At 44.5% G+C, this 13,205-nt stretch carries 10 protein-coding genes; 4 read left to right on the plus strand and 6 right to left on the minus strand.

Features of this window, described 5'->3' with window-relative positions:
* The first annotated feature begins 3 nt into the window (after positions 1-3).
* A complete protein-coding gene (gene cmk / locus K7R11_RS12400; RefSeq protein ID WP_224491054.1) occupies positions 4-702 on the plus strand; it encodes a (d)CMP kinase in 699 nt (232 codons plus the stop codon).
* A gap of 222 nt (positions 703-924) precedes the next feature.
* Positions 925-2,736, plus strand: a complete 1,812-nt coding sequence (gene rpsA, locus K7R11_RS12405; protein WP_224491055.1) for a 30S ribosomal protein S1 — start codon at positions 925-927, stop codon at positions 2,734-2,736.
* 349 nt (positions 2,737-3,085) lie between these two features.
* Here rpsA and K7R11_RS12410 read toward each other — a convergent pair whose 3' ends face one another.
* The 3 genes from K7R11_RS12410 to K7R11_RS12420 are packed head-to-tail and all read right to left on the minus strand — an operon-like array spanning position 3,086 to position 5,614.
* Entirely contained in the window at positions 3,086-4,396 is a 1,311-nt protein-coding gene (locus tag K7R11_RS12410; protein WP_224491056.1) for a cryptochrome/photolyase family protein, read from the minus strand.
* Between the two features lie 16 nt (positions 4,397-4,412).
* A complete protein-coding gene (locus K7R11_RS12415) occupies positions 4,413-5,105 on the minus strand; it encodes an SDR family NAD(P)-dependent oxidoreductase (RefSeq protein ID WP_224491057.1) in 693 nt (230 codons plus the stop codon).
* Positions 5,102-5,614, minus strand: coding sequence for an SRPBCC family protein (locus K7R11_RS12420; RefSeq protein WP_224491058.1), 513 nt, complete (start codon positions 5,612-5,614; stop codon positions 5,102-5,104). The genes K7R11_RS12415 and K7R11_RS12420 overlap by 4 nt, the downstream gene beginning before the upstream one ends.
* Positions 5,615-5,810: 196 nt before the next feature.
* Here K7R11_RS12420 and K7R11_RS12425 point away from each other — a divergent pair, with 196 nt between their 5' ends.
* Both K7R11_RS12425 and K7R11_RS12430 read left to right on the plus strand, forming a co-directional pair.
* Positions 5,811-6,656 (plus strand): DUF2911 domain-containing protein, encoded by an 846-nt coding sequence (locus tag K7R11_RS12425; protein ID WP_224491059.1) that lies wholly within the window; start codon positions 5,811-5,813, stop codon positions 6,654-6,656.
* 181 nt (positions 6,657-6,837) lie between these two features.
* Positions 6,838-8,211 (plus strand): hypothetical protein, encoded by a 1,374-nt coding sequence (locus tag K7R11_RS12430; protein WP_224491060.1) that lies wholly within the window; start codon positions 6,838-6,840, stop codon positions 8,209-8,211.
* Here the strand turns inward: K7R11_RS12430 and K7R11_RS12435 are convergent.
* From K7R11_RS12435 to K7R11_RS12445, 3 genes are all read right to left on the minus strand, one after another.
* Complete coding sequence (locus tag K7R11_RS12435) at positions 8,208-9,935, minus strand: sodium:solute symporter family protein (protein ID WP_224491061.1); 1,728 nt, start codon at positions 9,933-9,935, stop codon at positions 8,208-8,210. The genes K7R11_RS12430 and K7R11_RS12435 overlap by 4 nt on opposite strands.
* Before the next feature lie 106 nt (positions 9,936-10,041).
* Positions 10,042-12,573: a PIG-L family deacetylase gene (locus K7R11_RS12440; protein WP_224491062.1), complete on the minus strand. Its 2,532-nt coding sequence runs from the start codon at positions 12,571-12,573 to the stop codon at positions 10,042-10,044.
* Between the two features lie 94 nt (positions 12,574-12,667).
* Positions 12,668-13,201, minus strand: coding sequence for a mechanosensitive ion channel domain-containing protein (locus K7R11_RS12445; protein WP_224491063.1), 534 nt, complete (start codon positions 13,199-13,201; stop codon positions 12,668-12,670).
* Between the last annotated feature and the right edge of the window lie 4 nt (positions 13,202-13,205).

A 13,205-nucleotide genomic window follows, 5' to 3' on the forward strand; every position in this document is an offset into this window, starting at 1 on the left:
TTCATGGCAAAGATCACCATAGCCATTGATGGATTCTCCTCTACCGGTAAGAGTACCGTAGCCCGCCAGCTGGCCGATGCCCTGGATTATATCTATGTGGATTCCGGGGCCATGTACAGGGCGGTGACCTTTTTTGCCATCAATCATGGCATTATTGATCCCGGTTCCGGAGCTTTCGACAGGGAAGCCTTACTGGAGCAATTGCCCCAAATAAAGGTAGCTTTCAGGAAGAATGAAAATACCGGTAAGGCAGAGGTTTGCCTTAATGATGAAAGTGTCGAAGACCGTATCCGGACCATGGAAGTGTCATCTTTTGTGAGTACGGTGGCTGCCATACCCGAAGTGCGCCAGAAATTGGTGGAGCAACAACGTCTTATGGGCAAGAATAAAGGAGTGGTCATGGATGGCCGGGATATTGGTACAGTGGTGTTTCCAGATGCAGAACTCAAGCTGTTCATGACCGCAAGTCCGAAGATCAGGGCCACCAGAAGGTATAAGGAACTCCTGGAAAAAGGGGAAGAGATCACTTATGAGAAGGTGCTGGAAAATGTAGAGGCCAGAGATCTCGCAGATTCCACCAGGAAAGATTCCCCGCTCATAAAGGCTGAAGATGCGGTTGAGATCGATAACAGCGATATGGGAGAAAAGGAACAATTTGAAAGAATCCTAAGCCATGCCCGGAATCTGATCTCAGGTCGCTAACCCCTGACAGAAGGGAATGATTATCAAAAGAGTATGTCTGAGAGGACATGCTCTTTTTTTATGGCATTGTTTTGTAATTCAAAACTTATAATCGTATTTTTGCACTCCTTTTTAGCAGAAGTAAGAGGAAAAAGGATTTTAAACATTTAATTACTAACACCTTCTGTGGGTAAGTGCTGCGACCTCTACCTTGTTCACAGAATACAAATTTAACTCAGCAAAATGGCTGAAACTAAAGAAACCCAAGGAGCTGAAGCTACAGCTCAGGAAGTAAAAAAGGAAAACGTATCAAAACAGGAATTCCTGGAAAACTTTAACTGGCACAATTACGAAGAAGGAATTGACCCTGTTGAAGATGATAAATTAAAGGAATTCGAAGCTCTTGTTGAAGAGAACTTCGTTGATACTGCTGATGAAGAAGTTGTTGAAGGAACGGTAGTTCACCTGACCGACAGAGAGGCGATCATTGATATCAATGCCAAGTCTGAAGGGGTGATCTCACTAAATGAATTCCGATACAACCCTGATCTTAAAGTAGGAGACAAGGTAGAAGTACTTATCGACGTAAGAGAAGATAAGACCGGACAGCTTGTACTTTCTCACAGAAAGGCCAGAACCATCAAGGCATGGGATCGTGTTAACGCTGCTTACGATAAAGGAGAGATCGTTAACGGTTACGTGAAGTGCAGAACCAAAGGAGGTATGATCGTTGACGTATTCGGAATCGAAGCCTTCCTTCCAGGTTCACAGATTGATGTGAAGCCTATCCGCGATTACGATGCTTACGTTGGAAAAACAATGGAATTCAAAGTGGTTAAGATCAATCACGAATTCAAAAACGTTGTTGTGTCTCACAAAGCGCTTATCGAGGCTGATATTGAAGAACAGAAAAAAGAGATCATCGGGCAGCTTGAAAAAGGTCAGGTACTTGAAGGTACCGTTAAGAACATCACTTCTTACGGGGTGTTCATCGACCTTGGAGGTGTTGACGGTCTTATCCACATTACAGACCTGTCATGGTCTCGTATCAACCACCCGAACGAAGTGGTTGAGCTGGATCAGAAACTCAATGTGGTTATCCTTGACTTCGATGATAACAAATCAAGAATCCAGCTTGGACTTAAGCAACTTCAGAAGCACCCATGGGATGCTCTTGGAGAAGAGGTGAAAGTTGGAGATAAGGTGAAAGGTAAGGTAGTTGTGATCGCAGATTACGGTGCATTTATCGAAGTAGCTGAAGGTGTTGAAGGACTTATCCACGTTTCTGAGATGTCATGGTCTACTCACCTGAGATCTGCACAGGATTTCGTAAAGGTAGGAGATGAGGTAGAAGCGGTTATCCTTACTCTTGACAGAGAGGAGCGCAAGATGTCTCTTGGTATCAAGCAACTTACTCCGGATCCATGGACCGATATTACTTCTAAATATCCTGTAGGTTCTAAGCATAAAGGTATCGTTCGTAACTTTACTAACTTCGGTGTTTTCGTAGAGCTGGAGGAAGGAATCGACGGACTTATCTATATCTCAGACCTTTCATGGACCAAGAAGATCAAGCATCCATCAGAATTCGTTAATGTAGGTGATGAGCTTGAAGTAGAAGTACTTGAGCTGGATGTTGATGGACGTAAACTAAGCCTTGGACACAAGCAAACTCAGGAAAATCCATGGGATAAGTACCAGGAAGAGTTTGGTGAAGGAACTGTTCACACTGCGGAGATCGATGAGATGGTAGACAAAGGAGCTACTATCAAATTCAACGAAGATATCACTGCATTTGTTCCTTCTCGTCACCTTGAAAAAGAAGACGGTAAGAAACTGAAAAAAGGAGAAACTGCAGACTTTAAGATCATTGAGTTCAATAAAGAGTTCAAAAAAGTTGTTGCTTCTCACACTGCCATCTTCAAAGAAGAGGAAGAGAAAAATGTAAAAGCTGCCGCTAAGCGTGGTAAGCAAACCGAGCAAAAAACTACGCTTGGTGACGCTAACGATCAGCTTCAGGCACTTAAGGATAAAATGGAAGGAAAAGGAGAGTAATCTCTAACCTGAAGTTTTAAAATAAAGGAAGCCTCCCGATCGGGAGGCTTTTTTATTATGTGTTTCTCTGGTACGGGATATGGGTTACAAGGTCCATTTGCCATCCCTTCCGGAAGTAAATCCTGCCATACCGCCAGGTAACAGGGGGTAAGGACATGTTCCGGGGTGTGCTCGCCTGTCGTTTTGGGAACCGTGCAGCAGTTGGGAATAAACAAAAATGGAATTTAGAAAGGGTGTGCTTCCGCATTCATTTTTAAATTCACCATTCCTCATTCACCATTCCTCATTCACCATTCCTCATTCACCATTCACGACTAACGACTAACAACTCACCATTCACGCCCCTGTCTCATCCGTCCAAAGCTGCTTTATAAACTTTCAGGCATCTTTCCCTGGCTTCTTTATGATCTACTATGGGTTCAGGATAGGTGTCGCTATCGAATTCTTTGACCCATTCCTTTATGTATTTGCGGTCCTCGTCAAATTTTTTGATCTGTGTGGTGGGATTAAAAATTCTGAAATAAGGTGCTGCATCCACGCCGCTTCCCGCGACCCATTGCCAGTTCCCAACATTGGAAGCCATTTCGTAATCGAGTAGTTTTTCGGCAAAATAGGCCTCACCCCATCTCCAGTCAATGAGCAGGTGTTTACACAGGAAGCTGCCCACCAGCATCCGAACCCTGTTGTGCATATAACCGGTGGCGTTGAGTTCTCTCATCCCGGCATCAACCAGCGGGTAGCCTGTTTTTCCCTCGCACCAGAGCCTGAATTCTTCCTCGTTGTTCCTCCATTCGATCCGGTCGTATTTCTTTTTAAAACTCTCGTCCTTGGTATGGGGAAAATGCCAGAGGATCTGCATAAAAAATTCTCTCCAGATGAGCTCATTTAGAAAGGTTTCATTTTGTTCGGCAAGGGCTTTCTTATATACGCTTCGGATGCCCACCGTTCCAAAACGAAGATGGGGTCCTATTCGCGAAGTACCATCCTGTGCAGGGAAGTTGCGTGTATCTTCGTAATTGCGGATGGTTTCGGAGGACAGGTCGTAATCGGGTACCCGCACCGAAGAGGGTTTGAAACCCATGTCTTCCAATCTTAAATAAGGTAATTCGGTACTCTGATAAAAATTGCCGGCATAAGGATCTATTTCAAATTCTTCCAGGGAGAGATCCTTAAAAACCTCTTTCCATTTTTTCATATATGGAGTGTAAACGACATATGGATCTCCATCATCCTTCACGACCTCCTCCTTTTCAAAGATCACCTGGTCTTTATAGGTGTAGAACTCGATGTATTCTGTTTCGAAGAGATCGTAAACCTGGTTGTCTCTTCGCTCGGCATAGGGCTCGTAATCGTGATTGGCAAAGACAGACTCCACCTCGAAATCTTCCAGGATTTTTGAGAACACCTTGACGGGTGTCCCGTAATATACGGCCAGAGAACTGTTGTATTCTGATTCCAGCCTGGTTCGCATATTTTGCAGCTGACGATGTATAAAACTAACCCTGGCGTCCTTCTCAGGCAGTTTATCCAGAATGTTTTTATCAAAAATAAATATGGGAATCACCGGTAAATTGCCTTTCAGGGCCTTTTGCAAGCCATGATTATCGGTCAGTCTTAGGTCTCTTCTGAACCAGAAGATATTTACGGTTGGTTTACTCACGAAATAAGGTCGGTTGTTAGTTGATATTTAATGCTGATATACCTCCGTCTACTTTAAGTATTTGTCCTGTAATCCACTGGGAATCATCAGACAAGAGAAAGGTAGTTAATTTTGCCATATCTGCGGGAGTCCCCACAGACTTTAAAGGATGTCTTTCGGCCATCTTATCTCTTTTCCCGTCGTTATTCAATAATTTTGCAGCTAATGGGGTGTCCGTAAGTGAGGGTGCGATAACGTTCACTCTGATTTTCGGGGCATATTCTGCAGCCAGGGCACGGGCAAATCCTTCTACAGCTCCTTTTGCCGCGGCAATACTGCTGTGAAATGGCATTCCGGTTTGTACCGCTACCGTACTGTAAAATACCATAGCTGAACCTTGGGCCATACGAGGCATGACGGCGCTCAGAACTTTTGTTAAACCCAGGAAATTTATCTCCATATCGTTTCTGAAGTCTTTTTCCCCCAGAAGCTTGAATGGCTTAAGGTTGATGCTTCCCGGACAGTAAACAAAACCGTCAATCTTTTCAGGTAGATTCAGGGAGGATGGATCGTCTTCAAGAACATTGAACTTTTGGTAGGTAACAGGAAGCGTTTCCAGATGCTCCGAGGTTCTGCAGGCCGCGAAGATCTGGTGATCCTTGGATAAGTTCCGTATGACCTCTAAACCAATACCGTGAGACCCCCCTATAATAAGTATATTTTTTTTCATCGTTGTCCCGATTTTATAGTTTTCATTTCCAGTACCCTGGCTTCCCCCTTGTAAGAACCGAAGAGTTTTATAAGCTTCTCCTCCCGGTAAGAAAATATGGAATTCAACTGTTTCCTGACCACCAGGCTATGCATGATCCTGCCCAAAATTCCAAGAGGAAGTTTATAGTCGACAATGTCTTCCATTTCCACACCACCTTCCACCGGTCTGAAGAAATGCTTGTGATGCCATAGAGAATAGGGGCCAAACCGTTGTTCATCAACGAAGTATTTCCCTTCATTTACATGGGTGATTTCTGTGACCCATTTGGTGGGCATCCAGGGAAAAGGTTTGACTACATACTTAATGATTTGCCCGGCATACATTTTTCTGTCAGCACCGGATTGTATTTCAAAACCCATATGTTCAGGGGTAATGACCTTCAGGTTGGCCGGATCAGAAAAAAAATCCCAGGCTTCATCCATGGATATAGGTAGTTTCTGGGTGGAATGTAAACGATATATTTTCATTGAATTTCTAATGTGCATCGAAAGTACAAATTATTTTGTTTAATAAAACAAAAAATAAGTTAAACAATATGATGTGCCCGGAGACATTGCTCATTGGTCGGAATTTCCTGCTATTTATAGTTTTATTAACAGGAATAAGCTGGCTTAATTATTACCTTGGAAGGTGATTAATCACTAACTATTTAATTAAGAAAGAATGAAAAAAATATTTTTAACTGTTTGTCTGCTGGCCTCTTCATTTCTGATGAAGGCCCAGGTAAATACACCGCAGCCAAGTCCGCAGGCAACTTTTACTCAAATGGTTGGACTCACGGAAGTAAGTGTAACCTATTCCAGGCCCTCTATGAGAGGAAGAACTGTATTCGGAGATCTTGTGCCTTTTGGGGAAGTTTGGAGAACCGGGGCCAATGCCAATACCGTGGTAAAGTTTGAACACGATGTTAAGGTAGGAGGTAAGGAAGTTAAAGCCGGATCATATGCTGTTTACACAATTCCGGGAGAGAACAGTTGGGAGATTATGTTATATAACGATACTTCAAATTGGGGTGTTCCTCAGGAGTGGGATGACAGTAAGGTTGTAGCTAAGGTTACTTCAGAAACGATGACACTGCCATTTGATGTGGAGACTTTCAGTATTGGGTTTGGTAATTTGAGCAATAACAGTGCGGAAATGGGGATCTACTGGGAAAATACCTATGCTGCGATGCCTTTTGAAGTGCCTACGGAAAATCTTGTAATGGCCAGTATAGACAGAACCATGAATGGACCTGGCTCCAGGGATTATTACAGCGCTGCAGTTTACTACCTGGAAGAGGGTAAAGACCTTGAACAGGCTAATAAGTGGATGGATAAGGCTTTGGAAGGACAGGAGGAACCTGCATACTGGATGCTCAGGCAAAAATCGCTTATTCTGGCGGGCATGGGCGATAAGGCAGGAGCTATTAATGTTGCCAAACAATCCCTTGCAGCCGCCGAAAAGGCCGGGAATATGGATTATGTGGCCTTGAACAAAAAGTCTCTTGAAGAGTGGGGAGCTAACTAAATAATTACACAAGTTCGGGAAAAAGAGCACAGGTAGCCTGTGCTCTTTTTTTTATCCTTCCGGTTCGGTTACTTTGGTTACAGACCCAAGGTAATAAAGATGTTTTATTTGCAGGTATATGCAGTCGGGGTTGTTTCTCAAGGGAATGGGGAGCGATCAAGTACACTGTTAAATACCTGTTATGAAAAGACCGCAATTCTTTCTTATTGTTTTGGTGCTAATTGGAATTTTTCAAAATCACGCACAGGAAAAGGATGTACCCCGGGAATCTCAGGACCTTCAAAAGTTAACGCATCTTTTTACCAGAGGAAAGTTGGAAGGGCATATCCGAAACTATTTTATGTTGACCCATAACCAGGGAAACCTGAAGGATTATTACACCGATGCTGTCGGAGGGTCCATAGCATTCAGGACCATGCCTATTAATGGCTTTGAAGCCGGGGTGAAGGGGTTGTTTACCTACTCGGCATTTTCTGCCGATCTGAATGCCCCGGACCCCATTACAGGAGGTACTGCAAAATGGGAGCATCAACTGTACGATATCACCAATCCTTATAACCTTAATGATCTTGATCGACTGGAGCATTTGTATTTGAAATACAGGTTTTCCTCAGGCTATGTGACCTACGGGAAGATGGAGATCGAAGATACACCCTTGCTCAACGAAAGTGATGACCGCATGAAACCCTTTGCCTTTAAGGGAGTCTGGATGCACCTGGATCAAAGGGGGCATACTCTTGATCTTTCCTGGATAGACAGGGTGTCTCCCCGGAGTACGGTGGAGTGGTTTGATTTTAATGAGGCTATTGGAATAGAGGATAACGGGTACCAGCCCAATGGCACACCTGCTCATTATCATGAAAGAACGGAAAGCAGGGGGATTGCACTTCTGAATTACGAATACAGGTATGATCACTGGAGATTTCGCTATAATCATTGGTACCTGCACCGGATTTCCAATACAGGTATGCTTCATTTGGAATACGATATACCGGGGTGGCGATTCGGGATGCAGTATGCGTTGCAGACCCCGGATCATTTTCAGGCAGCTCTTCCCTATGCCGAACGATATATGCAGGAAGGGGAGCAAGGCCAGGTTTTTAGTAGCATGGCCGAATTCCGAAGATCGGGATGGATGGTAAATGCATCTTTTTCGAAGGCATTTGCCTCCGGCAGGTTCTTATTTCCAAGGGAGTTAGGAAGGGATCACTTCTATACCTCCGTTCAGCGGTCTCGACTGGATGGTTTTGGAGATGCTGCAGTTTTTACCCTGCGGGGAGGGTGGGACCTCCATCAGAAAGGTATGTTTTTGCTCACCCAGTTTACCGGGGTCTACGGACCGGAGGTAGGGGATTATCGATTCAATAAGTACAACCTGGATTCCTACTACCTGTGGAATACCAAATTTACCTGGCATCTTCACAACTTTTTTGAAGGCTTAAATCTGGAATTGCTTTACGTACGAAAATGGAACAGGAATAACAGTACACCTGAGGTGGTGTTCAATTCCAGCAACCTGGGTCAACTTAATTTTATTGTTAATTATGAATTTTAAGATTTCAGGGCTTTCCCGGATCTACCTAAGGTTTCAAATAACAGGGATATTAGAATTACCAGGGCACAGCCTATGAAATTCAGCCATAGATACCCCAGCTTTTCATCGCCGGTATCGTAGATATGGATGGCAAAATAGTAAATTCCGATCACCACCACCTGGGTAACTACACCGGCAAAAAAAACGGCATTTTTCCGAATATAGGGTATAAAAAAGGCAATCAGGAATATACCCAGTACGTTTCCGTAGAAAATGGATCCGATGATGTTCACCAGTTGTATGAGATTATCGATAAGCGATGCGAAACTTGCGAACAGAATGGCAATAATCCCCCAAAGCAATGTGAACCATCGGGAAGCTTTCAGATAGTGTAGCTGATCGTGTTCCTTCTTTTGGTTTCTTTTGTACAGATCCATCGTGGTAATTGTCCCAAGGGCATTAAGTTCGGAAGCTGTAGACGACATGGCCGCAGAGAAAATCACAGCCAGTAACAGCCCGATAAGCCCTGTGGGGATATTGTTCAGGATAAAGTGAATGAATACATAATCCTTGTCGTTGGTTTCCACGGTAGGGTCAGCTTTGCTAATCAGGGCTTTTGCTTCTTCCCGATTGGCTCTTTCAGCCTGGTTTATGGCCTGTATCCTGTTTTTTGCTGAGACGATCATTTCGTAATCCTTGACATCCAAAACGGCCGAATAATGCTCCTGTGCGATCTTTTTCTTTACCTCCAATTGTCGATGCTTTTCCTCCAGGGCTTCGTAGTCCTCCTGAAATGCCGAATTTTCAATGGCAGCTTCTGCTGCCGGATTAAAATTCAGGGGGCTGTGCTGATATTGGTAGAATACAAATACCATGACTCCTACCAGTAAAATAAAGAATTGCATGGGAACCTTAAGGAGGCCATTAAATATAAGCCCCAGCTGACTTTCCCTGACCGATCTTCCTGAGAGGTAACGCTGTACCTGCGACTGGTCTGTACCGAAATAGGCAAGAGCCAGAAAGAATCCACCCGTTATACCACTCCAGAAGGTATACCTGCTTTTGGTGTCAAAGGAGAAATCCAGGATATTTAATTTATCGTTTGCCCCTGCTATTTTAAGGGCTTTTGAAAAATTGATATCGCTGGGCAGGTAGCTCATAACAAGGAAAAAGGCAGAGAACATACCTACCATGATGACAAACATTTGCTGTTTTTGGGTAACACTAACGGCATTGGTACCCCCGGAAACTGTATAGATGATCACCATGATACCAATCATGATGTTCAGGGTTTTCAGATCCCACCCCAGAACGGCTGAAAGTATAATAGCCGGTGCATAAATGGTGATACCCGCTCCAAGACCACGCTGAATTAAAAAAAGGATGGATGCCAGGCTCCGGGTTTTAAGGTCAAATCGGTTTTCGAGGAATTCATAAGCGGTATAGACCTTTAATTTATGATAAATAGGGATAAAGATCAGGCAGATAAAGACCATGGCGAAGGGCTGCCCGAAATAAAACTGCACAAACCCCATTCCATCATGAAAGGCCTGGCCGGGTGTCGACAAAAAAGTGATAGCACTGGCCTGGGTGGCCATAACCGAGAGCCCAATAGTCCACCACTGAGCTTTTTTGCCGCCCAGTATGTAGTCTTCCACACTCTTGCTGCCCTGTGTTTTCCAGTAACCATAACCAACAATAAAAGTAAGGGTTCCGATCAAGACGATCCAGTCAAATAATTCCATATCAGATATTTGAGGTCATTATTAGGTAAAAAATGAGGATGTAAATAAAATTGGCGACCAATACCACGGTATAAGCCCTTTTCCAAACTGCTTTTTCTCGCATGAGCTATCCTTTTATCTTTGGTTTATTGTTGGTGTTGTTCTGCCTCAGAGACAACATATTGGCAAATAATTTATATGCCCCCGGGACCCCTGCAGGTAGCTCCCGGAAAAAACTTAAGCCGGTGTACACGTAATACCCCTTGCCATATGGGGCCACAAGAAGACTTCCTTTGACAGGATCTTCCCCGGGGTCGGAAAGGGACAGGACAGGGGTGAATTCCTCCGACCAGGTGTCTGGAAAGTACAATCCTCTTTCCTGTACCCACCCTTCAAAGTCTTGTTTGTCTATCTTATTGGGGTAGCTCAATACCGGGTGATCAGGTGCCAGGAATTCTACGGGAGAATTCTCATCGGTTATCCTGGTACGGGATAACTGAAGGTCATAGGGAGAGAGGTTGGGAACATTAAAACCGCGTCTGCCGGCCGTATTGTACTGAATCACCAGTGTGCCTCCGTTTTTGGCATAATCCAGAAGGTATGCCTGTTTATTTCGCAATTCATTCTCCAATACATTGTAAGCCCGGATACCGGTGACCACAGCGTCAAAACTTTCCAGATTGGCAGGGGTGATCTCTTCCGGGGTTATGGGGATGACCACGTAACCGATCTGTCTCAGGCTTTCCGGGATTTCATCACCGGCACCCATGATATACCCGATGTTTTCACCGGTTTTGCCGATATTCATTTTAACTACCCGGGCCGAAGACGGCATCAGTACATATTGCCTGGGAATATGGTTGTAATCGATTTCGATGAGTTCCTGGGTGTATTCTTTGTTGTTTACGGTGACAACCGGGGTCAGGGTTCCTGTACTTTCCCCTTTAGGAGGAGTAACCATGAAGTAATAGGTTTTGGTTCTTCCCTTTTCATCGATACGGAAATCCGCCGATTCCGGGGAACTCGTCCATCCCTCCGGAAGCTGAAGTCGGATCTTTCCATTAACCCCTGCAGTATGTGCGATCAATTCTACAGGGATGTGTTTGCCCTGGTTTTCATTGAAGATATAAACCTTGTCTGTGATGGCGCTCGTTACTTTGGGCAGGATCTCAAAGGGTTCATAGAGTTCTCCCCTGTCGGGTTCTGCATATTTGTAGAGTACTTGCTTTTCGAATGCAATGGGAACACCTGCAATCTCTGCCTCAAGAATTATCCTGGCAGCTGGAGGCGTCTCCGGCAAACCAACCAGATCACGGGGGGCACTGTACATACCCAGTGTACTCTGTTCGTTTAGCCAGTAAGGGGTACTGGGGCGTCCGTCTTCGGGGACAGATAGCTTTACCGCAAACTGTTTCAGGGTATTGGGAGGAAGTGCTTCATGGAGTTCCTGGGTTTCCCCGGAAGGGAGAACCGTAACTTTTTTGAGATCGAATTTCACCTCAGACCGACTGATGACCTGGAGGTCAATTTTGAGTTCCTCTCCCGGAACACTATAGGAAGCAGGGGCGATGGCCTCGGCCAGGAAACCTGCACAACCTTCGATAAGATTTTTGATCTGGTCTGTCTTATAGGTCCTCCAGTAATCATCTTCAAGGGCATTGATGAGCTGGTAGGCTTTGAGTAATTGGGGAAGATGTACAGAAGGATCCCTGAAGTTGAAATTCTTCTCTACTTCAGATAATATGGTTCCGATGGCTTTTCCTCCCTTAACCCTGTTCCAGCTGGTATCTATTCCGGAAAACAGATTGTTGTTTTCAGGTTGATCCCCTTTAAGGAATTCCACATATTCCATCTCTGATCCTCTTGAACTTAGCCTTCCGAATCCCTGGCTCAGGTGCTGGCTGCTCGCAACAGAGGCAAGCTCATTATTGCTCATCCCGCTGAAGGAGTAGTAGTTTCCAATGTCAAACTTTAGAAATTGTCCCTTGTCTGCTGCCTCCAGCTTTTCTTCGCTTCCATAAAACCACCAGGAGGTATTGAAGAAGATTCGCGTCGGGTTCCAGGGGTCCACTTTACTTAACTGATCCCGAAAGGCACTGCCGTCTCCGGCCATATCAAAAGCTTCAAGACTCAACATGGCAGAAGAGGTGTGGTGGCCGTGTGTGGTACCCGGAGTCCGGTGATCAAAACGGTTGATTATAACATCCGGCCTGAATTTCCTTATGGCCCAAACTACATCCGACAGTATGCTGTCTTTATTCCAGATGTTTAGGGTTTCTTCCGGGGCTTTTGAATATCCAAAATCATTGGCCCTGGTAAAAAATTGTTCTCCTCCGTCAACGCCCCTTGCAGCAAGTAATTCCTGGGTTCTTAAAACCCCGAGAAGTTCACGGAGTTCACTTCCTATAAGATTTTGCCCGCCATCTCCCCTGGTAAGCGACAAATATGCTGTTCGGGCTTTCTTTTCATTGGCTAAATATGCAATAAGCCGGGTATTTTCATCGTCGGGATGGGCTGCCACATAGAGCGCTGTTCCCAGAAAATTTAACTTTTGAAGCTCGTGATAGAGCTCTGATGAAGATCGGGTAGTCGGTTTTTGAGCAGTGATAGTGAAAATTGCCAACCACCCTGCACAGATGGTGAGTAATATCTTTTTCATATAGGTTGGATTCGGCTTTGACTCAAATATAAAAATTATGTTAAGCCTGAAGCCGTATTTAGATTTTATTTAACGCTCAATAAAATGCGAATATTCAGACGCCGGAATCGTCGTCATCCATTTTGGAAACTAAGATCACACCCTTCTGCAGCAAGAGGTTGTTGGGGTAGGTGAGCAGTTCATTCTCCTTGGTCCTCAGGTGAATATGGAACGCTTTTATGTCTTCAATCACTGCCTCTTCCGGGAAGTCCTTATCCTGAATTCTGATTCGGTCCCCGATCTTATATGGAAAGGAAAAGAAAAGGATCACGCCTGCTGTAACGTTACTTAAAATAGACCATTGTGCAAAAAGGGCAACCCCAATAACAGCAAAGACGGAAGATAACAGTAATCCGACATCCTGAAGATTTACACTCCAGATCACGCCGTATAAACCTATGAGAACGATCCAGAAAGTGGCATTGACGTATTTGACAATGAGTCTGGTCCTGCTTGTATTTAGCTCACCAGACTGTCCGACACGCTTGACTCCTTTTGTAACAAGATACCTGATCAGCAGTAGTCCCAACAGGATAATGATCGAAGAAATGATCGAATCCTGGTATTTTTCAAAAAAATCGTAAGACATATTT

Origin of the sequence: Robertkochia flava (assembly GCF_020166515.1) — a bacterium.
In the GTDB taxonomy this organism is placed as follows: Bacteria; Bacteroidota; Bacteroidia; order Flavobacteriales; family Flavobacteriaceae; genus Robertkochia; species Robertkochia flava.